Annotated in this window: 24 protein-coding genes and 1 pseudogene; 11 read left to right on the top strand and 14 right to left on the bottom strand. The window is 64.6% G+C overall.

The features are described 5' to 3' along the window. Positions 1–3: 3 nt before the first annotated feature. Positions 4–1641 (top strand): electron transfer flavoprotein-ubiquinone oxidoreductase, encoded by a 1638-nt coding sequence (locus LQD11_RS13515; RefSeq protein ID WP_238618014.1) that lies wholly within the window; start codon positions 4–6, stop codon positions 1639–1641. A gap of 17 nt (positions 1642–1658) precedes the next feature. Here the strand turns inward: LQD11_RS13515 and LQD11_RS13510 are convergent, their stop codons facing one another. After that, on the bottom strand, positions 1659–2732 hold the full coding sequence (locus LQD11_RS13510) for a tartrate dehydrogenase (RefSeq protein ID WP_238618013.1): 1074 nt from the start codon (positions 2730–2732) through the stop codon (positions 1659–1661). Positions 2733–2866: 134 nt separating this feature from the next. Here LQD11_RS13510 and LQD11_RS13505 point away from each other — a divergent pair, with 134 nt between their 5' ends. Both LQD11_RS13505 and LQD11_RS13500 read left to right on the top strand, forming a co-directional pair. Beyond that, positions 2867–4462: a DUF4139 domain-containing protein gene (locus LQD11_RS13505; RefSeq protein WP_238618012.1), complete on the top strand. Its 1596-nt coding sequence runs from the start codon at positions 2867–2869 to the stop codon at positions 4460–4462. Positions 4463–4465: 3 nt separating this feature from the next. Next, positions 4466–5887, top strand: a complete 1422-nt coding sequence (locus LQD11_RS13500) for a DnaJ domain-containing protein (RefSeq protein WP_238618011.1) — start codon at positions 4466–4468, stop codon at positions 5885–5887. A gap of 5 nt (positions 5888–5892) precedes the next feature. On the opposite strand, the gene LQD11_RS13495 is transcribed toward LQD11_RS13500, so the two are convergent. Continuing rightward, positions 5893–6033 carry a phage tail protein gene (locus LQD11_RS13495; protein ID WP_238618010.1) on the bottom strand — a complete coding sequence of 47 codons (141 nt, stop codon included), beginning with the start codon at positions 6031–6033 and terminating at the stop codon, positions 5893–5895. Next, on the bottom strand, positions 5985–6512 hold the full coding sequence (locus LQD11_RS13490) for a hypothetical protein (RefSeq protein ID WP_238618009.1): 528 nt from the start codon (positions 6510–6512) through the stop codon (positions 5985–5987). Before LQD11_RS13490 ends, LQD11_RS13495 begins: the two co-directional genes overlap by 49 nt. Before the next feature lie 161 nt (positions 6513–6673). Between LQD11_RS13490 and hcp the strand changes: the two genes are divergently transcribed. Continuing rightward, positions 6674–7963 (top strand): hydroxylamine reductase, encoded by a 1290-nt coding sequence (gene hcp / locus LQD11_RS13485; protein WP_238618008.1) that lies wholly within the window; start codon positions 6674–6676, stop codon positions 7961–7963. Between the two features lie 2 nt (positions 7964–7965). Here hcp and LQD11_RS13480 read toward each other — a convergent pair whose 3' ends face one another. The 4 genes and pseudogenes from LQD11_RS13480 to zapE form a co-directional block, all read right to left on the bottom strand. Beyond that, a complete protein-coding gene (locus LQD11_RS13480) occupies positions 7966–11289 on the bottom strand; it encodes a PAS domain S-box protein (RefSeq protein ID WP_238618007.1) in 3324 nt (1107 codons plus the stop codon). Then, positions 11286–12384, bottom strand: a pseudogene (locus LQD11_RS13475) (HD-GYP domain-containing protein). Before LQD11_RS13475 ends, LQD11_RS13480 begins: the two are co-directional and overlap by 4 nt. Positions 12385–12468: 84 nt before the next feature. After that, positions 12469–13635, bottom strand: coding sequence for a nuclease-related domain-containing protein (locus LQD11_RS13470; protein WP_238618006.1), 1167 nt, complete (start codon positions 13633–13635; stop codon positions 12469–12471). A 122-nt stretch (positions 13636–13757) separates the two neighbouring features. After that, positions 13758–14855, bottom strand: coding sequence for a cell division protein ZapE (gene zapE / locus LQD11_RS13465; protein WP_238618005.1), 1098 nt, complete (start codon positions 14853–14855; stop codon positions 13758–13760). A gap of 219 nt (positions 14856–15074) precedes the next feature. On the opposite strand from zapE, the gene trpB reads away from it, so the two are divergent. From trpB to LQD11_RS13450, 3 genes are all read left to right on the top strand, one after another. Beyond that, entirely contained in the window at positions 15075–16304 is a 1230-nt protein-coding gene (trpB, locus tag LQD11_RS13460; protein ID WP_412851430.1) for a tryptophan synthase subunit beta, read from the top strand. Positions 16305–16487: 183 nt separating this feature from the next. Beyond that, positions 16488–16709 (top strand): hypothetical protein, encoded by a 222-nt coding sequence (locus LQD11_RS13455; RefSeq protein ID WP_200176364.1) that lies wholly within the window; start codon positions 16488–16490, stop codon positions 16707–16709. Positions 16710–16778: 69 nt separating this feature from the next. After that, positions 16779–17198 carry a hypothetical protein gene (locus LQD11_RS13450; RefSeq protein WP_238618004.1) on the top strand — a complete coding sequence of 140 codons (420 nt, stop codon included), beginning with the start codon at positions 16779–16781 and terminating at the stop codon, positions 17196–17198. Between the two features lie 180 nt (positions 17199–17378). Here LQD11_RS13450 and LQD11_RS13445 read toward each other — a convergent pair whose 3' ends face one another. Next, entirely contained in the window at positions 17379–18539 is a 1161-nt protein-coding gene (locus LQD11_RS13445; RefSeq protein ID WP_238618003.1) for a DUF5610 domain-containing protein, read from the bottom strand. 248 nt (positions 18540–18787) lie between these two features. Here LQD11_RS13445 and LQD11_RS13440 point away from each other — a divergent pair, with 248 nt between their 5' ends. From LQD11_RS13440 to LQD11_RS13430, 3 genes are read left to right on the top strand one after another with little or no spacing between them, the layout of a single operon-like run. Continuing rightward, positions 18788–19867 carry a hypothetical protein gene (locus LQD11_RS13440; protein WP_238618002.1) on the top strand — a complete coding sequence of 360 codons (1080 nt, stop codon included), beginning with the start codon at positions 18788–18790 and terminating at the stop codon, positions 19865–19867. 50 nt (positions 19868–19917) lie between these two features. Continuing rightward, positions 19918–21012: an AAA family ATPase gene (locus LQD11_RS13435; RefSeq protein WP_238618001.1), complete on the top strand. Its 1095-nt coding sequence runs from the start codon at positions 19918–19920 to the stop codon at positions 21010–21012. After that, entirely contained in the window at positions 21009–22358 is a 1350-nt protein-coding gene (locus tag LQD11_RS13430) for a vWA domain-containing protein (protein ID WP_238618000.1), read from the top strand. Before LQD11_RS13435 ends, LQD11_RS13430 begins: the two co-directional genes overlap by 4 nt. Before the next feature lie 3 nt (positions 22359–22361). On the opposite strand, the gene pdxH is transcribed toward LQD11_RS13430, so the two are convergent. The 4 genes from pdxH to LQD11_RS15800 all read right to left on the bottom strand — a co-directional run bounded on the left by pdxH (position 22362) and on the right by LQD11_RS15800 (position 25087). After that, a complete protein-coding gene (gene pdxH, locus LQD11_RS13425) occupies positions 22362–23000 on the bottom strand; it encodes a pyridoxamine 5'-phosphate oxidase (protein WP_238617999.1) in 639 nt (212 codons plus the stop codon). Then, complete coding sequence (locus LQD11_RS13420) at positions 22997–24484, bottom strand: phytoene desaturase family protein (RefSeq protein ID WP_238617998.1); 1488 nt, start codon at positions 24482–24484, stop codon at positions 22997–22999. Before LQD11_RS13420 ends, pdxH begins: the two co-directional genes overlap by 4 nt. A 109-nt stretch (positions 24485–24593) precedes the next feature. Next, positions 24594–24722: a hypothetical protein gene (locus LQD11_RS15640; RefSeq protein ID WP_276315712.1), complete on the bottom strand. Its 129-nt coding sequence runs from the start codon at positions 24720–24722 to the stop codon at positions 24594–24596. Between the two features lie 44 nt (positions 24723–24766). Beyond that, a complete protein-coding gene (locus LQD11_RS15800) occupies positions 24767–25087 on the bottom strand; it encodes a hypothetical protein (protein ID WP_338081494.1) in 321 nt (106 codons plus the stop codon). Between the two features lie 48 nt (positions 25088–25135). On the opposite strand from LQD11_RS15800, the gene LQD11_RS15635 reads away from it, so the two are divergent. After that, positions 25136–25258, top strand: coding sequence for a hypothetical protein (locus LQD11_RS15635; protein ID WP_276315711.1), 123 nt, complete (start codon positions 25136–25138; stop codon positions 25256–25258). A gap of 106 nt (positions 25259–25364) precedes the next feature. Here LQD11_RS15635 and LQD11_RS13410 read toward each other — a convergent pair whose 3' ends face one another. Together LQD11_RS13410 and LQD11_RS13405 are read right to left on the bottom strand one after the other, a co-directional pair. Further along, positions 25365–25727, bottom strand: a complete 363-nt coding sequence (locus tag LQD11_RS13410) for a group I truncated hemoglobin (RefSeq protein WP_238617997.1) — start codon at positions 25725–25727, stop codon at positions 25365–25367. A 120-nt stretch (positions 25728–25847) separates the two neighbouring features. Further along, positions 25848–26179, bottom strand: a 332-nt coding sequence (locus LQD11_RS13405) for a helix-turn-helix domain-containing protein (protein WP_238617996.1), incomplete at its 5' end; no start/stop codon positions are given.

The raw sequence follows: 26179 nt of genomic DNA, 5'->3' as shown, positions 1-26179 counted from the left end.
GCCATGTCGGAACGTGAAAGCATGGAATTTGATGTGGTCATCGTCGGCGCCGGCCCGGCCGGCCTGGCGGCGGCGATCCGTCTGCGGCAGCTGGCCGAGGCCGCCGGCCGGGAACTGTCGGTCTGCGTCCTGGAGAAGGGTTCCGAGGTGGGTGCCCATATCCTTTCCGGGGCCGTGTTCGACCCCCGGGCCCTGAACGAACTCATTCCCGACTGGCAGGCCCGGGGGGCACCCCTGCATACGCCGGCCACCGAAGATGCCTTCCTGTGGCTGGGGCGGCAGCGGGCGTTCACACTGCCCCTGCCGCCCCAGATGCACAACCAGGGCAATTACATCATCAGTCTGGGCAATCTCTGCCGCTGGCTGGCCCGGCAGGCCGAGGATCTGGGGGTGGAGGTCCTGCCCGGATTCCCGGCGGCGGAGATCCTGTTCGATGACCAGGGTGCGGTGATGGGCGTGGCCACCGCCGACATGGGTCGTCTGGCCGATGGCAGCGAAGGCCCCCAGTTTGAGCCGGGGGTGGAACTCCACGCCCGCCAGACCCTGTTCACCGAGGGCTGTCACGGTTCACTGACCAAGCAGTTGATGGCCCGTTTTGCGCTACGGGACGGCGTCGACCCCCAGACCTACGGCCTCGGGGTCAAGGAACTCTGGGAAGTGGACCCGGCAAGGCACCGTCCCGGCACCGTCCGTCATACCATCGGCTGGCCACTGGATCGAGGCACCTATGGCGGTGGATTCCTCTACCACTTGGAAGACCATCAGGTGGCGGTGGGTTTCATCGTCGGACTGGATTATCGCAACCCCTATCTGAGCCCCTTCGAGGAAATGCAGCGGTTCAAGACCCATCCGGCCATCCGCGAGGTGCTGGAGGGCGGGCGCCGCATTGCCTACGGGGCCAGGGCCTTGGTGGAGGGCGGTTGGCAGAGCATTCCCCGTCTCGGTTTCCCGGGCGGCCTGCTGGCCGGAGACGCCGCCGGTTTTCTGGATGTGCCCCGCATCAAGGGCAGCCACAACGCCATGAAGAGCGGCATGACGGCGGCCGAGGCGGTATTCGATCTGCTGGCCGACGGGGCCGGGCAGCGGGGCGAGGCCACCGATTACCGGCAGCGTCTGGATCAGACCTGGGTGATGCGGGAACTGCATGCGGCCCGCAACATCCGTCCCGGTTTCCGCTGGGGCCTGTGGGGCGGTCTGGCCCATGCCGCCCTGGAAACCTATGTGTTCAAGGGCCGGGCGCCCTGGACCCTGCACCATCATCCGGACCATGCCGCCCTGCGGCCGGCGGCATCCTCGACCCCCGTCGACTATCCCAAGCCCGACGGCACGCTCACCTTCGACCGGCTTTCTTCGGTGTTTCTGTCCAACACCCATCACGAGGAAGGCCAGCCGGTCCACCTGCGACTGCGGGACCCGGCGCTGCCCCTGTCACTGAATCATGCCCGCTTTGCCGGTCCCGAGACCCGCTACTGTCCGGCGGGCGTCTATGAATATGTGGAGGAGAACGGTGCCGGGCCGCGACTGCGGATCAATGCCCAGAACTGCGTGCACTGCAAGACCTGCGACATCAAGGACCCGGGTCAGAACATCGACTGGGTGGTGCCCCAAGGGGGGGATGGCCCCAACTATCCCGCCATGTAGGGCCATCCCGGGGCGGGTCAGCCCCCGATCCGGGCGGCGATTGCTTCGCCCAGGCTGCGGGTGTTGCCTTGTCCGCCGATGTCGGGGGTCAGCACCCGGGGATCACCCTCGGTCAGCACCGCTTCAAAGGCCGTCACGATGGCCTGGGCCGCCGCCTGGTGGCCCAGGTGTTCCAGCATCATCGCCGCCGACCAGGTCTGGCCGATGGGGTTGGCGATCCCCCGGCCGGCAATGTCCGGGGCACTGCCGTGCACGGGCTCGAACAGGCTGGGGAAGGTGCCGTCGGGATTGATGTTGGCCGACGGGGCCACGCCGATGGTGCCGGCACAGGCCGGTCCCAGGTCGGAGAGAATGTCGCCGAACAGGTTGCTGGCCACCACCACGTCGAACCAGTCGGGGTGGAGCACGAAGTTGGCGGTGAGGATATCGATGTGGTACTGGTCCACCGTCACCTCCGGATAGTGCCCGGCCATGGCCTTCACCCGCTCGTCCCAGTAGGGCATGGTGATGGAAATCCCGTTGGACTTGGTGGCGGAAGTCAGTTTCCGGCGGGGGCGGCGGTTCGCCAGTTCAAAGGCATACCGCAATACCCGGTCGATGCCGATCCGGGTCATCACCGTTTCCTGGATCACCACCTCCCGCTCGGTGCCTTCGAACATGCGGCCGCCGATGCTGGAATATTCGCCTTCGGTATTTTCCCGTACCACGTAGAAATCCATGTCGCCGGGGCCGCGGCCCGCCAGGGGACTGCGGATGCCGGGCAGCAGCTTGCAGGGGCGCAGGTTGATGTACTGGTCGAAGGCGCGGCGGAACTGCAGCAGGGAACCCCACAGGGAGATGTGATCCGGTACTCGTGCCGGATCGCCCACCGCACCGAAGAAGATGGCGTCAAAGCCCTTGAGCCGGTCGAACCAGTCTTCGGGCAGCATGCGGCCGTGGGCCAGGTAGTAGTCGCAGCAGGCGAAGTCGAAATGGGTGTAATTCAGGTCGATGCCGAAGCGTCGAGCCGCAGCTTCCAGGGCGCGCAGGCCCTCGGGCATGACTTCATTGCCGATACCGTCACCGGGGATGACGGCGATTGAATGTGACATGAAAGACTCCAGTGGCCGTGCCTGCCCTGGCCGGATCAGTGAGTAATGGTGCAACGCACCCGGATCTGGCATATGGTATCGCCTAAATCCCCGATTGTGTCATCCCTGCAACGCTTCCCGGGAGTCCCTGCATCATGTACCCCTTCAGGATGTCGCTGTCCCTGCTGTTCGCCGCCGTCTCCGGTACCGCCTGGGCGGGCCAGGTGGTGGAAGTCACCGTGTTCCCCAGCCAGGCCGGCGTGGTGATGGAGCACACGGCCACCCTGTCCGCCGGGCAGGGGGTGATCACCGTGGACCGGCTGCCCGCCGATCTGGACACGGCCGGCTTGCGGGTCAGCGCCCGGGGGCCCGACGGCTTGATACTGGGCACCCTGGAGACCCGGGTGGTGCATGGCCGTGATCTGGCCCACCCCGCCGAGCAGGCCCTGACGGAAAGACTGCAGGCGCTGGAAGACAGCAAGCGGAGCATCACCGACGAGATCCGCGCCGGCGAGATCCAGCTGCGTCTGGTGGAGCGGATGGGGCAGGCCTCGCCGCCGGGGGAGACGGGCCTTGATCCGGACCAGTGGCCGCGGGCCTGGCGGGTGGTGGGGGAGGGCGCCCTGGACATCCTGCGCGCGATCCAGAACCACGAACAGTCCCTGCGCGACGTCGAGGCGGACATCCGGCGTATCCGTGACGAACTGGAGACCCTGCAACGGGGCCGCCGGGATACCCTGGAGGCGCGGGTACATTATCAAAGCCCGGCGGCGGGAGAGGCCGTCCTGAGGCTGGAATACCGGGTGCGCCATGCCGGCTGGCGTCCCATTTACGAGGCCCGTCTGGATACCGCCACCGGTGAACTGCGGTTGGTGCAGCGGGCGGAATTGAGCCAGAATACCGGCCAGGACTGGAACAACGTGATCCTGCGACTGTCCACCGCCCGCCCCGAACTGGGCGGCCGGCTGCCGGAACTGCAGCCCTGGTATGTGGACGTGGCCCGGCCGACACCGGCGCCCATGGCACGACGCGCCCAGGAAGCGGCCATGGATGCCCTGATGTCCATGGCACCGGTGCCGGAAATGAAGGCGGGGGAGCAGGTGGCCGACCTGGAGGCGGCGCAGTTCAGCGCCCTGTACCGGATCGCGGGGCAGGTCACCATCCCCTCGGACAATCAGCCTCATCGTCATGCCCTGGCGGAGCATCGCCTGGAGGCCACCCTGTCGGCCCGCGCCGTGCCCCGGCTGATGCCCCATGCCTACCTGTTTGCGGAAACCACCTTCGAGGGCGAAGCGCCGCTGCCTGCCGGACAGGTGAACCTGTTCCAGGACGGCACTTTGGTGGGCCAGGTGCCGCTGTCGGCCCTGCAGCCCGGCAGTCCCCTGCGCCTGGCCTTCGGCGTGGATGAGCGCATCGGCATCCGCTATGAACTGGACCGGGACAGCCGCGGCCAGGAGGGACTGATCCGGCGTCAGCAGCGGCTGGAGCGGGCCTACCTGATCTCGGTGCATAATGCCCATCCTCGGCCGGTGGACATCACCGTGCTGGATCAGCTTCCGGTGGCCCGGGACGAACGCATCAAGGTGGAACTGGGCAGTCGCGCCACCCCGCCCAGCGAGCGGGACGTGGACGGCAAGCGGGGGGTGCTGGCCTGGCACCAGTCTCTGGAACCGGATGCCCGGACCCGGATCCGCTTTGCCTATACCCTGACCTGGCCGGAAGACGTGGAGGACATCATTGGATTGCGCTGAACCATGAAGCGGTTAAGAACCCATTACGAAAATCTGCAGGTCACCGAGAACGCAAGTCCCGAGGTGATCCGGGGGGCCTACAAGTTCCTGTCCCAGAAGTGGCACCCGGACAAGAATCAGCATCAGCGGGAGAAGGCGGAGCGGATCACCAAGATCATCAACGATGCCTATACGGTGCTGTCCGATCCGGAGCGGCGCCGGGAGCACGACACCTGGATCGCCAACCAGCGCTACGCCCGGGGATTCCAACCACCGGAACCGGCGGCCAGGCCCAGTCGTGCCCGCCGCTATGCCTATCAGTATTCCTACGCCCTGTCTCCAGCCCCGATGGGACGGGGCGAGCGTTTCATCGATCTGGGCGACGGCACCGTGATGGATCTGAAGACGGGCCTGCAGTGGTTCGTCCACTCGGTGGGGGAGTCCTGGAGCGGCGGCACGGTATACGGCAGTCCCGATGTCTTTTCCGCCGAGTCGGCCATGATCCGCTTGCAGTATTTCAACAGCAGCGGTCATGCCGGATTCCGGGACTGGCGCATCCCCAGCAAGAGGGAACTCAAGTCCCTCTATGCCCGCAGTCTGATCTCGTTTCGGCGAGGCTTGGACGAGTCGGTCTTTTCCCGGGATTACAAGGCGCCCTACTGGACCCTGCACGATAACCCCTGGCTCTACGAGAACCGGCCCCGGGTGGTCTCCCTGACCACGGACAATTCCTCCAGCGACACCGACGAGCCCTTCGGGCGGTTGCGCTGGGTGCGCGGCCCCGATCCGGCCATGCTCGTCGAACTGCTGCATCAGATGGCGCGGGAGTGCATGAACCAGCGTGCCTTCGACAAGGCCATGATCCATCTGGAGTCCGCGTTGAAGCTCGCGGCGGAGCCGGGACGGGTGGACCCCGATAATCTTATGGTCATCCAGCGGGATCTGGCGGTGGCCTGTTTCGAGGCCCGGGATCATGAGGCGGCGGAAGGCTGGTTGCTCAAGGTGCTGGCAGGGAAACAGGAGGAATACGGCCATGCCCACATGGAGGTGTTCCATACCCTGGTGGACCTGGCCGCCCTGCAGAAATCCACTGATCGTCTGCCCCAGGCCCGGGATACCCTGCTGGAGGCCTATGAACTGCTGGGCCGCCTGGACGAGTATGACCAGGCGGCCCAGTTGGGGGTGCTCTACGATCTGCTGGTGCTGCTGATCTGGAGCCGGGATTTCGCCCGGGCCGAGGCCCTGATGACCGAGTACGTGGAGGGGCTGGGCGACGAGGGCTTCAGCCACCTGCCCGAGCGCACCATCCTCATGTTTCTGGTGCTGGGCCTGCTGCGGGAGACCATGGGGCAGGGGGACAGCGCGGCGGATCTGTACCGCCTGTTCCTGCGCATGGCCCCGCCGCCCCTGGCGTCGGCGGGGGACTTCAAGCGAGTGGGGGACTGACCGTCTCAGGCCACGGCCCTGATCAACGAGACATGGCGGCGATCCACGTTGCCGGCAATGGAGGATTCCATCCATTCCCACAGTTGGGTGGAAGCGGTCATTCCGTAGCGCAGGGTGAGGTCGGCGTAGTCCACCCGTCCGGCCATTCGCCGGCGGCCGGGGCCAGCGTTCGAGCGCCCCAGACGCGAATGCCCTCGCCGGGAAAGAAACGGATTTCCATCAGCTCGCAATGGCTCAGGACGGCATCATAGGCGGATGCCCCGGTCATGCCGGGGGCGGCCACGATGGCCACCTCGTCCACCGTCTCAAGGACATTCAAGCCCTGATGGCTGCCGCTGAGTTGGTCCTCGCTCTGGCAGTTGACCACGTAGCAGCGGCTGCCGCCATTGAGAAAAAAACCATAGACGGCCTGTGCCAGGGGGTTGCCGACGTGATCGCCCCCGTTGGAGGCGAATTCCCGCAAGAACTGGGTCCAGTTGCTGGTGCCGACCGCTTCGTGGGGGTGTGCCGACCGGATCGGTGCGATGCCCACGAAGCCCGCCGTGCTGGTGCTCACCGCCTGGATGGGGCGTGCGCCGGAGGGCACCTCTTCCACATACACCCCGGGTGCTAGATATTTACCCATCGCGCAGCTCCTGTGCCGGGAGCGGGAACTGACGCACGCTATCGGTTGTTGACGAAGCCGGGGCAACGTGGTGGTTTTCGCCTTGATGCGAGTCAAGGCCGGTCCGCCGGCCGGTTACCGATACTGCGCCCACCTTTTCAGATCCTTCCAGGAGCGCAGACATGAATTGCAACCAGTGCGAACAGACTTTCCGCCAGACCGCCTGCGTCAGCTCGCCGGGCACCTGCGGCAAGGACGAGAACATGCACTCCCTGCAGGAGTTGCTGCTCTACGGCCTCAAGGGCATGGCCGCCTATGCCCACCATGCCCGCCGTCTGGGCCAGTCCGATCCGGACGTGGCCGCCTTCATGGAGGAAGCCCTGTTTGCCACCATGACCAACGTCAACTTCAACATGGACAGCCTGCTGGCGCTGTGCATGCGCTGCGGCGAGATGAACCTGAAGGTGATGGAGATGCTGGATCGGGGCCATGTGGAGACCTTCGGCCAGCCCGCCCCGGCCACCGTCAGACACGGCACGGTGGCCGGCCCCGGCATCCTGGTGACCGGCCATGATCTGCTGGATCTGTGGAACCTGCTCAAGCAGGTGGAGGGCACCGGCATCATGGTCTACACCCACGGCGAGATGCTGCCGGCTCACATGTATCCCAAGCTTCATCGACATCCGAACCTGGCCGGCAACTTCGGCGGCGCCTGGCAGGATCAGAAGCGGGAGTTTGCCCAGTTTCCCGGCGCCATCCTGGCCACCACCAACTGCGTGCTGATCCCGCCGGAAAGTTATCGGGATCGCCTGTTCACCACCCGGGCCACGGCGGTGCCCCAGGGACAGTGCATCGAGGGTGACGATTTCTCCGCCGTGATCGAGGCCGCCCGGCGCTGCGCGCCTTGCCCCGATGCCGTGACCGGTGAGTCGGTGGTGGGTTTCCATCACAGTGTGCTGCTGGCCCATGCCGAGACCCTGCTCGACGCGGTCAAGGCCGGTCAGATCCGTCGCTTCTTCGTCATCGGCGGCTGCGACGGCGCGGCCAAGGGCCGCAACTACTTCAGCGACTATGCCGAGGCCACGCCCCAGGATACCTTCATCCTCACCCTGGGCTGCGGCAAATACCGCATCCGCGACCACGACTACGGCGAGCACCTGGGTTTCCCCCGCCTGCTGGACATGGGGCAGTGCAATGACGCCTACGGCGCCATCCGGGTGGCCACCGCCCTGGCCCAGGCCATGAACTGCGGGGTCAACGAACTGCCGCTGACCCTGGTGATCAGCTGGTTCGAGCAGAAGGCGGTGGCGGTGTTGCTGACCCTGTTGAGCCTGGGGGTGAAGGGGATCACCCTGGGGCCGAATCCGCCGGCCTTCATCACCCCCGACGTGTTCCAGGTGCTGCAGGAACGGTTTGATCTGCGTCTGACCGGTGGTGATCCCCGCGGGGATGCGGCCCGCGCCGTGGCCTGAGCCTAGCGGCGCAGGTGTCTGAGAAGTGCCAGGGCTGCGGGGTAGTCGAAGTGTTCGATGTGCCGCCGCAGCGCCTGGACTTCCGTCCCCAGTGTCCCGTGCAGCCAGTGACGGTGTGCTTCATAGACATCGACGATGTCGGTGTCGTCACTGTCCAGCAGCGCTTCCATCCGATCCAGTACCCGCTCTCCCTCTTCAGCGGACAGGGCCTTGGCGTCGTGGTCTTCGGCATCCGCTCGGCAGAGGGCTGCATCGGTGGCCGGGAAGCCGGCCCGCAGGCTGTCCAGGGTCTGCCGCAATTGTTCGCACAGGGTGTTGAGCATCTTCGTGTCCTGTGTGTCCCGTCCCAGCCGTTCCAGTTCGCGGGCAATGACAGCGATGGTATCGGCACCCAGATTGGCGGCCGCCCCCTTGAGGGCATGGGCCCGTCGGCTCAATGCCTCCCAGTCCCTTCGCCCGGCCAGATCCCTGAACAGTACAGGGTCTTCACCATGGTATTCCAGGAAGCGGGGGATGAGCGTCCGATACCGTGCATGGTAGCCGGCGGCGGTGGCCAGTCCCCGGGGAGCCACATGCATCGGATCACGATCCCGCACCTGCTCCGGTTCTGCATCGGCGTTATCCGGCGTGTCCGGATCCAGCCATCGCACGATGGTTCGGTAAAGCAGCTCCGGGTCCACGGGCTTGGGAATGAAGTCATTCATCCCCGCCGCCAGGGCGGTGCGTCGGTCTTCCTCGAACACATTGGCGGTCATGGCCAGAATGGGGGGGTGGTCATTGCGGCCGGGCAGGGCACGGATGCAACGGGTGGCGGTCAGGCCATCCATGTCGGGCATGTGGACATCCATCAGGATCAGGTCATAGTCCGTCGTCGACGCCATGGTCAGGGCCTCAGCCCCATCCCGTGCGCTGTCCACCGAAAGGCCGACCCGGTGCAGAAGCTCCGCGGCCACTTCCTGATTGATGGGATTATCCTCCACCAGCAGCACCCGCTTGCCGGTATGTTGCCTGATACGCTCCGTGGCGGGGATGCTCTCGTTTCCCTGATCGTCGGCGACGGTACCGCGGGCACGACCTTGATGGAGCCTGACATCAAACCAGAACAGGCTGCCCTTGCCGGGTTCGCTGCGGGCGCCGGCGCCTCCCCCCATGAGCTCCGCCAGTCGACGGGTGACCACCAAGCCAAGGCCGGTTCCGCCGTATTTTCGGGTGATGGAAGTATCCGCCTGCTCGAAGGGCTGAAACAGCAGGTCCAGGCGGCTTGCCTCGATCCCAATGCCGGTATCTTCCACCTCGAAGCGGACCCGAACCGTGTCCCCCCGGCTCGATAGCCGTCGGGCGCGCAAGGTGATCGTTCCCTGTTCCGTGAATTTCACCGCGTTGCCCGCCAGATTGAGCAGCGCCTGACGCAGTCGGGCCGGATCGCCTCGCAGCCAGACGGGTACCGAGTCGGTTTCGGTCTTCAGGGTGAGACCCTTGGCGCGCGCCGTCTCGGAGATCACCGAGCGCACATGATCCAGGATGGCGGAGAGGTGAAAATCCTGTTGATCCAGGCTGAACTTGCCGGCTTCGATCTTGGAAATGTCCAGGATGTCGCTGATGATGGAAAGCAGGTGATGGGCGGCACTGTCCACCTTGTTCAGTTTTTCCCGTTGCGCGGGGGTGGCGTCGCCTGTGCGCAACAGGTGTACCAGGCCCACGATGGCATTGAGCGGGGTGCGGATCTCGTGGGTCATGTTGGCCAGGAAGGCGCTCTTGGCCTGATTGGCGGAATCGGCTCGCCGACGGGCATCCTCCAGTTGCGCCGTACGCTCAGCCACGAGATTTTCCAACTGGTGCCGGTGGCGATCGAGTTCCGCCGCGGTGCGTTTCTTTTCGGTGATGTCTTCCTTGACCGCGACATAGTGAGTGATGCCGCCGTCCGGCTGTCGAAGCGGGGCGACATGGCCGAATTCGATGTACTCCGTGCCGTTCTTGCGTTGGTTGTAAAACTCCCCCTTCCAGGGTTGTCCCTGGGTCAGATGTCGCCACATGTCCTGATAATGGTCCGGCGGGGTTTTGCCGGACTGCAGGATGCGCGGGTTCTGCCCCAGGACTTCATCGCGGGTGTATCCCGTGGTCTGCAGAAACGCCTCGTTGACATACAGTATGCGCGCCTGTAGATCCGTGATGACGATGCTATCGGGGCTTTGCTCGATGGCCAGGGAAAGCTGGCGCAGGTGATTTTCGGATCGCCGGCGTTGCACCCGGTGCCAGGCCTGCTCGGCAATCAGTCGCAGGGTTTCCGTGTCGGTATCGGTGTAATCGGTTGGCTTGTTACCCACACCGGCCAGCATGACCACGCGGTCCTGTTCGATCACCGGCACGACCAGTATCCGTCGCGGGGGGGAATGGCCTTGCGGCAGACCGTCCCTGTCTCCGTGGCCGGCATAGTCGTTGATGATCACCGGTGCCTTCCGACGCACGGCATCCGCCCAGGGACCGGCCTGGCTCAACGCGTGATGTCGTCTGATCTCGGTTCGATAGAACCGGGCCAGGGTCTGTTCCGACCAGGCCGCCAGATCAATCCGGTCGCCGTCCTCATGCACGAAATGGATGAAACCGATACCGCTTTCGGTCAGGTCCTCCGCGATGGTCAGGGTGTGTTGCAGAAAGGTATTCTCGTCAAGAATCTCGGCCGTCTTGGGCAATTCGAGCAGGGCCTCGGCCCGCCGCGCCAGCAGGCGCAGGGTCCGGGCCTGATGGTGACGTTCGGTGATGTCCTCCGACAGGATCATGATGCCGCCGACGCTGCCGCCGTCATGGCGCCAAGGGCGTACTTCCCAGCGCAGCCATTGAACGGTGCCGTCGGCGTGCTCGAACCGGTCTTCCTCGGCACGGACGATCTCGCCGGCCAGTCCGCGCCGATGGACGGCTTTCCAGGCCTCGCTGATCTCGGGGAAGACGTCGTAATGATACGCCCCCGGGATTTCCTGCTCGCCGCGGCCGTAGGTGTCCCGCCAGCGGCGGCTGGTGGCCAGATAGCGCATGTCCTGGTCGAACATGGCCAGACCCGCGGGGGCATGCTCGATGAACTGTCGCAGCAATTCTTCCCGCTCCCGCAGGCGGGACTCCGAGGCTTTGAGCTGCTGCTGGTGCTGTTCGGCCACGGCCAGACTGTCTGCCTTTTCCCGGCTGATGGCCCGTTCCAGCTGCAGACGGCGGCGCTGGTTCAGCAACATGGCCGTGGCCGTGGCCACCAGAAGGCCCATCAGGATGGCCATGAAGATCAGGATGACCCAGGACAGGTCTCCGCGTGCCTCAAGCAGCAGGGATTCATGGTTCATGGAGGTGGGGGTTCGGCATCGGAATGGCGATGGGCGATGCGCGCGAACTCATCATAGACGGCCATGAAGGCATCCGTGACGTCGGGATCAAAATGGCGGCCACGGGCATCGCCGATGAAGTCGCGGGCCTCGGTCATGGGGAGGGCCGGTTTGTAGACCCGGGGCGAGGTCATGGCATCGAAGACGTCCGCCACCGCCATGATCCGGGCCGATACCGGAATGTCATCTCCGGCCAGACCGTCCGGATAACCGCTGCCGTCCCATTTTTCATGGTGCCAGCGGGCGATCTCCTTGGCCAGGATGAGAAAGGGAACCGGGCGTTCCCACGTCGGCCTCCGCCCGCTCGATGGCATCAAAGCCCAGTCGGGCGTGAGTCTTCATGATCTGCCATTCATCTTCCGTGAGCGGGCCGGGTTTGAGCAGGATGGCATCCGGGATGCCCACCTTGCCGATGTCATGCAGGGGCGCCGACTTGGTCAGGAGTTCGATGTTGGCGGGAGTGAGTTGGGACGCGAAACGGGGATGGTCCCCGAGCTTTTCCGCCAGCAGCCTCACATAGACCTGGGTGCGCAGGATGTGGTTGCCGGTTTCGGGATCACGGGTTTCCGCAAGATGTGCCAGGGCGCGGATACCGACCTGTTGGGCGATTTCGTGATCCAGCATCCGGCGTGCGATCTCCGCCTCCAGATAGTCGTTCTTGTTCTGCAGAAAATCGCGGGCCCGCTTTACGTCCAGCTGAGTGCGTACCCTGGCACGCAGCACGGCGGGCTTGATGGGCTTGGTGATGTAATCGTTGGCACCGCATTCCAGGCCCCGTTCCTCGTCGACGGCATCACTCAGGGCGGTGAGAAAGATGACCGGGATATCCCGGGTATCGGGCCGGGCCCGAAGGGTTTTCAAGACACTGTAGCCGTCGATCTCCGGCATCATCACATCCAGCAGGATGAGATCCGGAAAGGGACTGGAGGCGGCCGCCTTGAGCGCGTGGCGCCCCGAGCTGGCCGCTCTGACGCGATAATCGGCACGCAGCAACTCCGTCAGCAGGGACAGATTGACGGGTTCGTCATCAACAATCAGGACAGTGGGCTTGTCCATGTGACCGGACTCTATGGCGGCATCCGACTGAAAGTATACCGGTCATGATCCGAACGAGCCCGTACCATCGGTATCTGGATTGTCTCAGGTCTGTTTTTCTTGCTCTGATTCCGGATTCTGGAACAGGGCCTCCACCGCGGCTTTGGGCCAGGAAAACGAGCGGTTGCCGCCGCGTCCCTTGACCTTGCCGCCGAGCTTGCGTCCGGCCGGGGTCAGTTCCAGCTGATCCTTCTGATTCTTTTTCAGCAGGCCCCGGGATTCCATCTCGGCGAGGAACTCGGGGGTCTTCAGCTTCAGTGCCGCGGCGATGCGGGATGAGGGCTGGCGATCCTCGTCGGCGGGCGCGGTGTTCTTCTTTCCTGCCGCCGTCTTGGGTTGGGGTTTCGGCTCCGGCTCCGGTTCGGGTTCGACGGCCGGCGTCTCGATGGCCGGCGTCTCGATGGCCGGGATGTCTGCCATCTCTTCTTCCTCCGGCGCCGGATGGTCGTCCGGAGATATCGGCGCCACCTGATCCAGACCCAGACGTTCGTAATAGTCCAGCGGCGCGGCATGGTGCCGATCCGCCAGATCGAAGCCGATCCGTTCCAGGCTGTTCAGATCCACCCGGTTGACCGCCCGTTGCATGAGGGCCTTCGCTCCCTGGGTGATGGGCGTCTTCATCCGCTGTTTGCTGTACCAGGGCAGGAAATCCCCCATCTTGATGACCCGGGAAGCGTAGGCATCCGGGTCATCCAGCACGATCCGGTCATGATCGTCCAGTACCAGGCAGGTTTCGATGGGGTGGGCCAGACGGATGCCCATCCGCTTGGGCCACCAGCCCGCATCCAGGATCTGCCCCAGGATCTGCGCCTTTTCCTCCAGTTCCTGGAACGGTTGCCGGTACGCGGTCAGCCAGCGGTTGTTCTCTTCGGACCAGATCAGGCTGTCACCGGTTGCGGTGATCCGCAGGGAACCGCAGCCGACGAGGACGGAGTCCACCAGGGTGATCTGCAGGTTGCGGTTGATGAGCAGGTGATCAAACTCCACGAACCGGCCCTCGTGTTCCAGGCGCAGGTCATGCAGGATCACCACGTTCTCGTCCAGGGGGTCCATCTGCATTTCCAGCAGTTCGGCGAACATGTGGATGGATTCCCGGAGCTGCACCTGCAGCAGTTCCCGATGAATCTCGTCCGCCTGCCCGGGATAGGACTCCATCAGTCCGTGGAGCACTTCTGCATGGTGGGAATGATCGTCAGGATGCTTGATCAGCATGGTGAAACGCCTTGGCCGCTATGGGTGAGTACCGGCTGGACGGTCAATCGGTGAATCCCTGCGTTCAGTCCGGATAAGGGGGGACATTAAAATAATGTCCCGCCGGGATCAAATGATCCCCGTCAGGGCAGGTGCGGGCTGGCCAGGTACGCCCGCGACTGCATCTCCAGCAGGCGGCTGACACAGCGCTGGTATTCGAACCGCAGTCGCTGCCCCTGGTAGATCTGTTCGGGTCGGACCTCGGCCGAGACGATCAACTTGACCTTGCGATCATAGAACTCGTCCACCAGGGCCAGAAACCGTCGTGCGGCATTTTCCATGGCGGCATCCATGACCGGCAGCCGGGAGATCAGCACGGTGTGAAATTCCCGGGCGATTTCCACGTAGTCCAGCTGGCTGCGGGGGCCATCGCAGATATCCTTGAAATCGAACCAGACCACGCCGTCGGCCAGCCTTTGCACCGGGATGTCCCGTCCTTCCACGGTCAGTGTTCCCCCCAGGGTGCCGGGTTCCGGCGCCAGGGACAGGAAGGCCTCGTGGAGTCGCGCGTCGGCGGTGTCATCCAGTGGGGCGTGGTAGATCTCGGCCTGTTCCAGGGCCCGCAACCGGTAGTCCACGGCCCCGTCCAGATGGACCACCTCCAGATGGCGCTGCAGGATGTCGATGGCGGGCAGGAACAGGTCCCGCTGCAGGCCGTCCTTGTACAGCTCCCGGGGCGGGATGTTGGAGGTGGTGATCAGGGTCACGCCGTTCTCCATCAGCCCCGCCAGCAGGCGATGCAGGAGCACGGCGTCGGTGATGTCGGAGACGAAGAATTCGTCCAGGCACAGCACCCGCGCCGTGGCCAGTCGGCGGCTGACGACGCGGATGGGATCGGGCTGGTCCTTGAGGGTCTTGAGTTCGGCATGGACCCGCTGCATGAAACGGTGAAAGTGCAGCCGCAGCTTGTCTTCCAGGGGCAGTGCCTCGAAGAACCGGTCCACCAGGAAGGTCTTGCCGCGACCCACATCGCCCCAGAGATAGAGGCCGCGCACGGGTTCGGCGGGTGCGGGTGTCCGGCGCAGCCAGCGGGTGATGGCATGACTGCGGGCGGGAGGGCGGGGCGGGGCGGCCTGCAACGCATCCAGGATGCGCTGCAAATGCTGCCAGGCCCGCTCCTGGGCCGGGTCCAGGGTCTTGTCCTGGAAGTCATCTTCGAGCAGTGGGCGATGTTGCGGCATGGCGCAGGCTCAATCAGACGGTGATGTAGCGGCGCAGCATAACATGAATCGATTTGGTGATAAGCAAATGCCGTATTTTCATTATGGTTTCAGGCGGGAAGCCGCCATGGCAGCCGGCACTGTTCAGGTCGGGGCAGGGCGGTTAGCATTACGGGTCGTTGACAGCCTCTTTGATCCAGTTTTGACTCCATCGCCGATTTTGAACGAGAGTAGACATCCATGAACAAAGCCCCGGCCACCGATCTGCAAGCCCTGCTCGAACAGCCCACCCCCGATGCCAATGGCTGTTTTGGTCCTTACGGCGGTCAGGCGGTGCCTCCCCATCTCAAGGCCATCATGGATGAGATCGCCGAGGCTTTTCTGGCCATCCGCCGGACCGAGGCCTATCAGAACGAACTGGCGGAGCTGTATACCTATTACGTCGGTCGTCCCAGTCCCATTTATCACGCCAAGCGCCTGAGCGCCCATTGCGGTGGCCGGGCCGAGATCTACCTCAAGCGGGAAGACCTGAACCACACCGGTGCCCACAAGATCAACCATGCCCTGGGGGAGGCCCTGCTGGCCAAGCACATGGGCAAGACCAAGGTGATCGCCGAAACCGGTGCCGGCCAGCATGGCGTGGCCATGGCCACCGCCTGCGCCCTGGTGGGCCTGCCCTGCGAGATCCACATGGGTGCCGTGGATATCGAGAAGGAACACCCCAACGTCACCAAGATGAAGATCCTGGGTGCCAAGCTGATCAGCGTGGAAACCGGCACCCGCACCCTCAAGGACGCCGTGGACAGCGCCTTCGAGGAATACATGAAGGATCCGCAGAACTTCTTCTATGCCATCGGTTCCGTGGTGGGGCCGCATCCCTTCCCCATGATGGTGCGGGACTTCCAGTCCATCATCGGCCGCGAGGCCCGGGAGCAGTTCCTGACCCTCAAGGGCGAGCTGCCGGACTATGTGGTGGCCTGCGTGGGCGGGGGTTCCAATGCCATGGGTCTGTTCTCCGGTTTCATGAAGGATCTGGGGGTGCGTCTGGTGGGAGTGGAGCCCAGCGGCCGCGGTCTGGGGCTGGGCGAGCACGCGGCGACCCTGACCTACGGCAAGCCGGGCACCATGCACGGTTTCCATTCCTACATGCTGCAGGACGAGGCTGGTGAGCCGCAGCCGGTGTATTCCATCGCCTCCGGCCTGGATTACCCCTCCGTGGGTCCCGAGCACAGCTATCTCAAGGACATCGGCCGCGCTGAATACCATGCCCAGGATGACGAGGCCTGTCTGGACGCCTTCATGAGCCTGTCCCGTCTGGAAGGGATCATTCCCGCCCTGGAATCCGCCCATGCGGTGGCCTGGGTGATGAAGGCCGCCCGGGAAGCCGAACCCGGCACTCGCTTCCTCATCAACCTCTCCGGCCGTGGTGACAAGGACGCCGACTTCGTGGCGGAGCGTCTGGGCCTCTGACAAGTTCCCTGTGGGAGGGGCCTTTGGGAAGCCTTTGTGTCATTCGTGGCCAGGGGCCGCTCCCACAAGCCCCACCCATAAAACCAGGCACAGCCCTCTTTTTGCGAGAGAGCGGATCTTGACCCGGAAAAGGGCTGGCGGTAGCCTGCTCGACAACTGTCTTGTCCCTAGGACCATCCCGACATGACGGAATCCCCGAAGGCTGAACCATCCCACCAGGACCTGCCGGAATCCCTGCCGGGCAAGGCCTATCGCCTCTGCACCGAAGGTGACAGGCGCTGGTGCCTGCTGCGGCGCCTGATCAACCTGCTGTATTTCTGGAAGATTGATTACTGCGCTGGCCGTCACTACGAGGATTTGCGGCGTCGACAAATGTCGGAGCCGGGCAGGGAAGGCGGCCACTGATCCCCTTACCGATGCCACTTTCCCCGCTGCCCGCGGTCCAACCTCATCATTTGCTGATGAGGGCATGTCATGAAATCCATCATCGCCGAACACTCTCGCGGCGTCCTCCACGGGCGCCTGCTGCTGCCTTGGGGCGGGGCTCTGCTGGCTGTGTTGCTGGTGCTGGCACTGGGTGACCCGGCAGCGCCACGGGCCGTTGACGCCGACACGGCGGCTTTGCTGAAGGGGTTTGCCGGACTCAAGACGGTGCTGACCCTGGGGGCGCTGACGCTTGTGAGCTGGCGACTTTTGAGGCCCGTGGACCGCCGGTATCTGTTGGGGTATGCCCTGGGGGTGGCGGCCATGGCCGGAGCCACGGCCATGGTCTGGCAGTTGTCGCATCTGGGGGTGGCGTCGCTGTTCTTCCATGGTGGACTGTTCACCCTGCTGTTCATGGGTTGGCGGGACGTGGATCCACTGTCCGGCCTGGGGCGCAATCGGCGGCCGTGAACCTCCGGCGGCCTCTCTCGTCACTCCCGATTTCCCCGCCCGTCACTCCCTGCTCCCCCTCCGTCACTTCAGCTTCAACCTCCCGTCACTCCCGCGAAAGCGGGAGTCCAGGGGATTCTGCACGCGCTGGATTCCCGCCTGCGCGGGAATGACGGATTTCGGATAGGCCTTCAACTCTGATCAGACATCCCCATCCACTTCCTGCCGGGGCAAGGCACCCAACAGTCGATCCAGATTCTCCCGGAACCGCGCCTGCTGGGATTCACCGGCTTCAAGGAACCGCACATCCTGCTGCACCAGCGCGGACATGATCCGCCCCGCCTCTTCCTGGGGACGATCCAGGAATGCCAGCACGGAGCGGTTGAACTGCTCCTGCATCTCCCGCATGAGCTGACCAAGGCGCAGGCCGGGCCGGGCACGTTCGCCTTCCTCGATCTGCTGGGTCTGCTGATACCGCGCGGCGGCGGAATACTGCTCCACCCGGGTCATGCTCAGATCCATGGAGGCCAGCTGGCTGCCGTCAAAACGCAGATCGGGGACCATCTCGAAGGCTTTTTGCACATCCCCGTTGAAGAACTCATTGGCCAGGTTGCTGACATCCCGCACCAGGTTCTCGATGGCCTCCAGTTCCTGGGCATTGAGATCGCCCTGCACCGAGAACCGATAGCCGCTCTGTTCGGCCCGGCTCACGTCCAGCCATTGCATGGACTGATTGCCGTCGCCGCGCATCCCGCCTCGGGCCTGGATGTCGGTGGCGCTCTGGAACTGGATGGTCACCTTGTCGCCTTCGCGGGTGGTCAGGGTCAGCTCCAGGCTCTCGGCGCGACTGTAACGCTGCATCACCGACAAATTGGTCAGGGACGACAGGGACTGCCCCTGCCCATTGGGTGCCAGGGCCGCCAGGCCCTCGAAAGTGAGCCGCTGCGTTTCGTCCACCTGTTCGGCGATGCGGCCGTTGAGCAGGTTCAGGCCGTCCAGGATCTCCCTGGCCTCCCTGAAACCCCGTTCGACGCCCTTCATGGCGCTGTCGTACATGGACTGAAGCTGTTCTTCGGAAGCCCCGCGGGCGCGGGCGTTGGCCAGGCCCATTTCCACGAACTGGGTGATCCGGTCGGCCACCTTGTCCGGGGTGTAATCCTCTGCCTTGAGCTGCTTGAAACCGGCCGCGTTCATCCCGGGCGTATGCTTGGCCAGGGCCTCCAGGATACGGGTCTGCAGATTCGAGAGTGCGCGGGTGCTGTCGCTGTCGGTACGGCCACCGGCCTGGGACATCCCCTGATTTCTGGCCTTGAAGTCGGGGGTGTTGGGAAGGACCGTGACGGGTGTGTTGATCTTGACCACGGTGAACTCCGGGAATGATGGGTATGCTGACTGTAGCGGCAGTCTCTTGAGCGACTTTAGGGATATGCTGGAAAAAATGATTCCTGAATCCGAGCTGTCATTCCGGCCTTTGGACCAGCCGTCATTCCCGCGCAGGCGGGAATCCAGTGCGTGTAGAACCTCTGGACTCCCGCTTTCGCGGGAGTGACGGCAGGTTGAAGCGGGAGTGACGGCAGGGTCAGCACATTCATGGGGAAACATATCGTACTATGACAGTCAGAAAAGCCATGCCCCTCGGCGCCACGCTGCGCTGGATGGTGGGCGCCGATCCAACACCGGAGCAAAATCCGGAACAGGGCGAAGGAGGGAAGGTGATCCCACTGACCCATCATGAAATTCTCAAATTGGTGGCACCCTTTTCACGGGATGGCCGCCGGGTGGATCTGGCGGCCACGGACCGGCAGGCACGAACCCTCGTCTTCCAGCCCGTCGAGCATGCGTCGGTGGGTCTGGCCGGCCTGACCCTGACGGAAACCCTCACCCTGGAAAACCCGAAGACCGACCAGTTCCGCCTGGTCCGGACCCTGACCCATGCCTCGGGAATCAAGGCCACGCTGGAGGTGGAAGGACCCACGGTGGAAGGGGTCTACCGGCAGCTCACCAAGGTGGCCCCGGCGCAGCAGTTCATGCGGGTGGATGGCGTGCTGGCGGCCCTGGATTACCGCGTCCGGCGGGTGGCGCGGCGCCGTCTGCAGGGCGGGGAAATCTGGCCCATGCGCTTTGCGGGCGGAGAGGCTGTGGTGGCCGGTCGACGCCTGACCCTGGACGCCCGCCAGGTGGAAGGCCTGCCGGCCAAGCTGGTGCTGGAAAAACCGCCCGCCGGGGAAGTGGCCCTGCCCGCCGATCTGCTGGCCGTGCGAGGCCGGGCCTGGCGTCCCCTGCAGGCCACCGACAGCGGCTGGAAGTCCACGATCAAGTTGGCCCATCGGGAACCCGAGCGTTCCGAGGACGCGGAAAACAAGTTTGCCCAGACCATTTCCCATCTGGTGGCGATCTTCTCCCGCCCTCCCGAGGATTTTCATGCCCGCTTCCTGCGTCGGCGCTGGCAGGTGGTCTTTCGTCGCAGCCTCCCGGTCCAGGGGGTACTGGGCATCCTGGCGCTGGTGCCGGTGCTTTACCTGCTGGGTCTGGGCCGCGAGGAGCCCTTGCCCCTGTGGACCACCGGCATTCCCCCGGTCCTGCTGCTGGCGGTCTTCTGGAGCTGGTCGCGGGAGGTGCCGGTACTGGAGATCCCGCCCCCGCCCAGACCCCTGGACCTGCCCGCCTGGACCCGGGATACCGATGCCTGAGCCGATATGGCACAGTCCCAAACGATCAACCCCGAGGACGGATATAACGCATGCAAGGCAACCCCATGAACATCCCCGCAGTTTCCATCGCCGCGGCCAAGCAGGCCCTGATCGAGCAATATGCCGATCCGGTGCTGCGGCGCAGGGCCTCCATGCTGTGGGGGACCCGGGGGGTGGGGAAATCCTCCATCGTTGCCCAGTTGGCCCGGCATTATGACGTCCCCCTGGTGGACCTGCGCCTGACCACCATCGAACCGGTGGACATTCGCGGCGCCATCTACGCGGACGAACAGCAGTCCCGCACCGTCTGGTTTCCGCCGGAATTCCTGCCCGAGGCCGATACGCCCGAAGGCGTCCTGTTTCTGGACGAACTGACCGCCGCGGACCAGCGCCTGCAGATCTCCGCCTATTCCCTGATCCTGGACCGCCGTGTCGGCCATTACCTCCTGCCCGAAGGCTGGATGGTGGTGGCGGCCGGTAACGCCCGCTTCCACGGCGCCGTGAGCCACGACATGGGCACGGCCCTGGCGGACCGCATGTTCCATTTCAACGTGCAGACGGTGATCGACGCCTTTCTGGAACATGCCCTGGCGCGGGGATTCGCCCCCGAGGTCATGGCCTACCTCAAGGTGCGCGCCGACAAGCTGGACGACACCCAGACCCAGCTGGCCAACGACTACCTGATCGGCGCCAGCCCCCGGGGCTGGGAAGACATTTCCAACGTGCTCAAGTCGGGAATGTCGGACAGTGCCAAGCGCCTGTTTGTCCAGGGACGCATCGGTGCCGCCAACGCGGCGGAATTCTTCGGCGTGTTGCGGGAAATCCAGGCCGGGGTGGACGTCACCCGTCTGCTGGACGCCGCCCCCGGCAAGGAGACGGCGGCCCTGCTGCCCCGCACCCTGGACGGTCTGTACGGCATGATTTACGGCCTGCTGGCGGCAGTGACGGGGGAGCACGGCATGGCCCGGGCCCTGGAGATCGTGGAGCAGTATCCGGACATCCGCGGCGATGTTCCCCTGCCCATCCGCGAAGCCCAGACCCTCACCATGGAACTGCTCATGCACCGGGCCCTGTCCCTGGGGCTGGAGAATGCCGTGCTGGGCAGCCCGGTCTACGGGCGCTACATGGAACAGCGTGGGGAATGAACACACCCGCCTTCACCACCGGCCCCACCCACCGGGGCACCCGCGCCATCCAGACCCTGGTGGAGTTCGCGCCGTCCACGGGCGGCCTGGCCCTGTGGGTGCAGCACCGTGACCTGCCGGATGGCCGGGAGGCCATCACCGTCGCCAACGACGGCCATACCATTGTCTACGGCCCCGCCTTCGAACGACTGCCTCATCCCCAGCAGGTGGGCCTGGTGGCCCACCAGGTGCTGCACGTGGCCCTGCGCCACCCCCAGCGCATGCAGGCCATCGCCCGACTGAGGGGCAGCGTGGACCCGGACCTCTTCAATATCTGCGCCGACGCCATCGTCAACAGCAGCCTCGGGCACCTCACCTGGATGGCCCTGCCCAAGGGTTCCGTCACCCTGTCCAGCCTATTGGGCGACGTGTTGCAGATCCAGCAGAGCGAGGAAAAATCCTTGCTGGAATGGGACGTGGAACGCCTCTATCGCCAGATCGACGACCGTCGGCCCAGCGACTCGTCTTCCCGGCAATCCAGTCAGACATCCCGGGAGGGTGACGGCGGCTCGGGACCCGCCCGGGAAGGGCAGGGCGGTCAGGCCCAGGCCATGGAAGACGGCCCCCGGGCGGCCCGGACCCGTCAACTGGGGGCGGATATTCTGAGGGATCTGCTGCCCTCCGACGAGGATGCCCTCAAACCGGAAACCGTGGCGGAGCAGAGCCGGGAATGGGCGCAGCGCATCACCCGTGCCCACGCCGGGGACGGGGACTTTTCCATGCTGCGGGGCCTCATCGCCGATCTGCCCCGGGTGAAGGTGCCCTGGGAACAGGTGCTGCGTACCCGGGTCAGCCGGGGACTGGCCCGCCGACCGGAAGTGTCCTGGTCCCGGCCCTCCCGGTCCTACCTGGCCAATCGGGGGCGGGCACCGGGAGGGCGACGCATGCCCTGGGAACCGGGTATGGTCACCGCCGCCTCGGTGCCCCGTCTGGTGCTGGTGGTGGACGTGTCCGGCTCCATCGACGAGGCCCTGCTGGGCCGTTTCGCCACCGAGATCGAGGCCATCACCCGGCGCACGGAATCCCGCCTGGTGGTGATCATCGGCGATACCCGGGTGCGGGCGGTGGAAGAGCTGGAGCCGGGGGTATCCAACCTGCGAGACATCGTCTTCGAAGGCGGCGGGGGCACGGACTTCACGCCTCTGCTGCAGGCCGCGGATCGCTACCGGCCCGACATGGGCGTGGTGCTCACGGATTTGCAGGGGCCGGCCGGGTTTCGGCCCGGCTGGCCCGTGCTGTGGGTGGTCACGGCGGCCTTTCAGGACGCCGAACCCCCCTTCGGCACCCGGCTGGTGCTGACCGACTGAGGCTTACGGCATCAGCCGGGTCAGCCCCCAGCCCGCCTCATCCCGGTGGTAGCGGAACCGGTCATGGAGCCGGTTATCCCGGCCCTGCCAGAACTCGAAGGCCTCCGGCACCAGTCTGAACCCGATCCAGCTCTCCGGCCTGGGCACGTCCCCGTCCGGATGACGTTCCTGTACCGCCTTGAGACGGGCCTCCAGGGCATCCCGACCGGCGATGGGGGCGCTCTGGTGCGAGGCCGCCGCCGCCAGTCGGCTGCCCGGCGGACGGCTGCGGAAATACGCCTCCGCCTCCGCCTCGGTCAGACGCTCCACGATCCCCTCCACCCGAATTTGCCGCTCCAGCGGCGCCCAGAAAAACAGCAGACAGGCCCGGGGATTGTGGGCCAGCTCCCGTCCCTTCTGACTGCGGGTATCGGAATACCAGCATAGCCCTCGGGTATCCAGATGCTTGAGCAGGACCATGCGCTGGGAGGGCTGACCGTGGTCATTCACCGTGGCCAGGGCCATGGCGGTGGCATCGGGCTGGTCCTCTGCCTCCGCCAGCCAGCGGCCCAGTTGCACGAAGGGATCGGCGGCCAGGTCCGCCCGGCGCAGGCTGCCCCGGCTATAGTCACGGCGGGTCTGTCGGTGGTCGATCTGGGTCATGACTGGCTCCGGCAACGGCCCAGGATCTCGCCGGCGGCGATGGTCCCGGACAGGATGGTGGGGGGCACCCCGGGTCCCGGCACGGTGAGCTGGCCGGCGAAGTACAGGTTATCCAGCTTGCGGCTTTGCATGCGGGGCTTGAGGAAGGCAGTCTGCATCAGGGTGTTGGCCAGGCCGTAGGCATTGCCCTTGAAGGCATGATAATCCTCGGTGAAGTCATTCTGGGCATAACTGCGGCAATACACCACATGCTCGCGGATGGACTGGCCGGTGATGGCCTCGATGCGGTCCATGATGAGGGTGTAGTAACGATCGCGCACGGCCTGGGTATCCTCCAGCCCCGGGGCCACCGGGATCAGGACCATGAGGTTTTCCTGGCCTTCCGGTGCCACGGAAGGGTCGGTCTGGGAAGTGACATTGATGTACAGGGAGGGTTCCGTGGGCCACTGGGGATCTTCATAAATCTGTGCCGCATGGGCCTCGAAATCCGCGTCGAACAGCAGGGTGTGGTGCAACAGCCCCTCCAGCTTCCTGTTCACCCCCATGTAGAAGATCAGGGAGGAGGGAGACATCACCCGCTTGTCCCAGTAGGCCTGGTCGTAGGTGCGGGCCTCCCGGGGCAGCAGGACCTGTTCCATGTGGTGATAGTCGCCGGAGGCGATGATGAAATCCGCCTCGAACCGCCCCTGGTTCGTCTCCACCGCCACCGCCTTGCCGTCCCGGGTGTCGATGCGGGTGGCCTCGGTACTGAAGTGGAACGTCACCCCCTGTTCCTCCGCCAGCCGGTGCATGGCCCGGGCCAGCTGGTGCATGCCCCCCATGGGATACCAGGTGCCCAGCTTGATATCACCATAGTTCATCATGCTGTACAGGGCCGGGGTGGTGCGGCCCGTCCCCCCCAGGAACAGGATGGGGAACTCCAGCATGCGCTGGATGCGGGGACTCTTGAAGTAGCGGCTGATGTGGCTGCGGAAGGAGCGCAGCAGGTGCATGGAAAACAGATACTTGAGCAGCCGCAGCTGGGCGAACTCCATGATGGACAGACAGGGCTTGTTGGCGAACTCGCCGATGCCCACGGTGTACTTCACCTCGGCCTCCTGCATGAAGGCCCGCAGCTGCGCCCCGGCGCCGGGTTCGATGCCCTCGAACAGGGCTTCTGCTTCTTCCATGCTGGCGGGGATCTCCACATAATCATCCTTGCCGAAATAGATCCGATAGGACGGGTCCAGCCGTTTGAGCTCGAAATAGTCCGACACCCGACGGTCGAAGCGGGCGAAGAAGTCATCGATCACATCGGGCATCCAGTACCAGCTGGGTCCCATGTCGAAGGTGAACCCTTGCGCCGAGAACTGTCGCCCCCGTCCGCCGGGGATGTCGTGGCGTTCGATCACGGTCACGTCCATCCCTTCCCGGGCCAGGGTGGCCGCCGCCGCCATGCCGGAAAAGCCGGCACCGATAATGGTGATCTTCTTCTTGTTTGTCATGGGGTTATCCGAATCTCTGGTCGATGCGAAGAAAGGCCACACGATACAAGAAAACGGGGGAGTGGGGCGCCCAAAAAACGCAATTCAAGCCGTTCATCGCTGCATGTAGTCACGCGGTGGTGCCGAGCAGACCAGCAACCTCGCCGCGCGGGAGCTCACCGCGGTAGAGGATCGCTTCGAGGATGTTGCCCGCCCTGGGCGGCAGGTTGCCGAACCGCGTTTCTTCTTCCGCCCACATTCTGTTCACCCGTTACGGCGACCGCGGGCTGCCGTTCGTGGTCATCACCACCCCGGATTCGGTAGGGGCAGCCACTGCCCGGCCAGCTCCCATTCCCGACGTCCTGACTCGCCCCTTAGCCGGACCGTAAAGCAGTTCATGGGCGGGCTCCCCAGAAACCGGGCCACGAAAAGATTGGCGGGCTGGTCGTACAGGGCCATCGGGGTGTCCACCTGCTGCAGGATACCCCCGGCCATGACGGCCACCCGCTGCCCCAGGGTCATGGCCTCCACCTGGTCATGGGTGACATATAGGAGCTCGCCGAGAAACGAGTCAACGTGGCGAGCGCGAATAGACGAATAGATGGGGGGCATCGCGGCGGGCATTCGGACAGTCCGGATCACCAGGGGGTGGCGGCTGGATTATCAGGCATCTTGCACGGATTCAGCGAGCGCCTGCACCTGGAAGGCGAGATCAACGCGGCACAGCACTGGGGAAAACAGCACCACCTTGAAATCAATGCGACCGCCAGCCCGCGCTGGCGCACCTTCCCCTGAAATCATTGTCTGGATACGTCCTTTGCCCACGGTCTTGGTCCATCGTTCGAACGGCCACCCCTGAGGTCGGGATGGAAGACCTTTGATAGGGTGGGACGTAACAGTCTTAAAGACGCAGGATCTCGGGCTTGAGTGACCACAGGATCATGAGCATTTCCTGCTGTTCACGTTCGCCGATGTCGTGCTGCTGCATGGCCTGGACGATGTCGTCCACCACCGCCACGTATTCCTCTTCACTGATGTTCATCCCGCGATGGGCGCTCACCATGTCCAGACCGGTGTACGACTGCGGTCCCCCGGTTCCGGCGCAGATGAACTCTGCTGCCAGCCGGATCACCTTGTCGCGATCACTGTCCACGTAGCGGTTGCGCACGGCGGGGTTCTGCCTGTGAAGGTCAAAGATCGTCGTCGCCAGTGCGTGAATCTTGTCTTCGCCCCCCAGGCGCTCGTATAGGCTGGACGAATTCATGAAAACCTCCTTTGATTGCCACCTGTCGTTGAGGTTAGGCGGGCCGGCATGGACTGACTTCCATCTGCTTGCGGTCACTTTTCACTTCTTGCGGTTTCAGCTACTCGATCGGGCCAGGACTCAGATCTGGTCCCGGTACTGCTGACGGTAGGTGCCGGGGGGCATGCCGGTGGCCAAGCGAAAATGGCGCACCAACTGCTGATGCGAATAGCCTGTGGCCGATGCGACCGCGCAGATGGGTAAGGAGGTGGTTTCCAGCAGTTCCCGGGCCCTCTGCAGGCGCAAGCGCGTCAGATAACGATGGGGCGGGTCCCCATGGGAGTGTGTAAAGGCCCGGGAAAAGTGCCATGGAGACAAGTCACACAGCGCCGCGAGCTCGGTCAGCGTGACACGCTGATCCAGATGACTCTGCATGTACTCGATCACCCGTGCCGAGTGGTGTGGAGCCAGGC

The sequence above is a fragment of the Ectothiorhodospira shaposhnikovii genome (genome assembly GCF_022227765.1).
GTDB lineage: Bacteria > Pseudomonadota > Gammaproteobacteria > Ectothiorhodospirales > Ectothiorhodospiraceae > Ectothiorhodospira.
Note: the sequence above shows the minus strand (reverse complement) of the source record. Positions and strands in the feature narration are given on the sequence as shown.

Bases quoted from the DNA above. Each gene is read 5' to 3' on its own strand.
- LQD11_RS13515 (WP_238618014.1), top strand. From the start codon at position 4: ATGTCGGAACGTGAAAGCATGGAATTTGATGTGGTCATCGTCGGCGCC.
- LQD11_RS13510 (WP_238618013.1), bottom strand. From the start codon at position 2,732: ATGTCACATTCAATCGCCGTCATCCCCGGTGACGGTATCGGCAATGAA.
- LQD11_RS13505 (WP_238618012.1), top strand. From the start codon at position 2,867: ATGTACCCCTTCAGGATGTCGCTGTCCCTGCTGTTCGCCGCCGTCTCC.
- LQD11_RS13500 (WP_238618011.1), top strand. From the start codon at position 4,466: ATGAAGCGGTTAAGAACCCATTACGAAAATCTGCAGGTCACCGAGAAC.
- LQD11_RS13495 (WP_238618010.1), bottom strand. From the start codon at position 6,033: ATGGCCGGACGGGTGGACTACGCCGACCTCACCCTGCGCTACGGAATG.
- LQD11_RS13490 (WP_238618009.1), bottom strand. From the start codon at position 6,512: ATGGGTAAATATCTAGCACCCGGGGTGTATGTGGAAGAGGTGCCCTCC.
- hcp (WP_238618008.1), top strand. From the start codon at position 6,674: ATGAATTGCAACCAGTGCGAACAGACTTTCCGCCAGACCGCCTGCGTC.
- LQD11_RS13480 (WP_238618007.1), bottom strand. From the start codon at position 11,289: ATGAACCATGAATCCCTGCTGCTTGAGGCACGCGGAGACCTGTCCTGG.
- LQD11_RS13470 (WP_238618006.1), bottom strand. From the start codon at position 13,635: ATGCTGATCAAGCATCCTGACGATCATTCCCACCATGCAGAAGTGCTC.
- zapE (WP_238618005.1), bottom strand. From the start codon at position 14,855: ATGCCGCAACATCGCCCACTGCTCGAAGATGACTTCCAGGACAAGACC.
- trpB (WP_412851430.1), top strand. From the start codon at position 15,075: ATGAACAAAGCCCCGGCCACCGATCTGCAAGCCCTGCTCGAACAGCCC.
- LQD11_RS13455 (WP_200176364.1), top strand. From the start codon at position 16,488: ATGACGGAATCCCCGAAGGCTGAACCATCCCACCAGGACCTGCCGGAA.
- LQD11_RS13450 (WP_238618004.1), top strand. From the start codon at position 16,779: ATGAAATCCATCATCGCCGAACACTCTCGCGGCGTCCTCCACGGGCGC.
- LQD11_RS13440 (WP_238618002.1), top strand. From the start codon at position 18,788: ATGACAGTCAGAAAAGCCATGCCCCTCGGCGCCACGCTGCGCTGGATG.
- LQD11_RS13435 (WP_238618001.1), top strand. From the start codon at position 19,918: ATGCAAGGCAACCCCATGAACATCCCCGCAGTTTCCATCGCCGCGGCC.
- LQD11_RS13430 (WP_238618000.1), top strand. From the start codon at position 21,009: ATGAACACACCCGCCTTCACCACCGGCCCCACCCACCGGGGCACCCGC.
- pdxH (WP_238617999.1), bottom strand. From the start codon at position 23,000: ATGACCCAGATCGACCACCGACAGACCCGCCGTGACTATAGCCGGGGC.
- LQD11_RS13420 (WP_238617998.1), bottom strand. From the start codon at position 24,484: ATGACAAACAAGAAGAAGATCACCATTATCGGTGCCGGCTTTTCCGGC.
- LQD11_RS15640 (WP_276315712.1), bottom strand. From the start codon at position 24,722: ATGTGGGCGGAAGAAGAAACGCGGTTCGGCAACCTGCCGCCCAGGGCG.
- LQD11_RS15800 (WP_338081494.1), bottom strand. From the start codon at position 25,087: ATGCCCGCCGCGATGCCCCCCATCTATTCGTCTATTCGCGCTCGCCAC.
- LQD11_RS13410 (WP_238617997.1), bottom strand. From the start codon at position 25,727: ATGAATTCGTCCAGCCTATACGAGCGCCTGGGGGGCGAAGACAAGATT.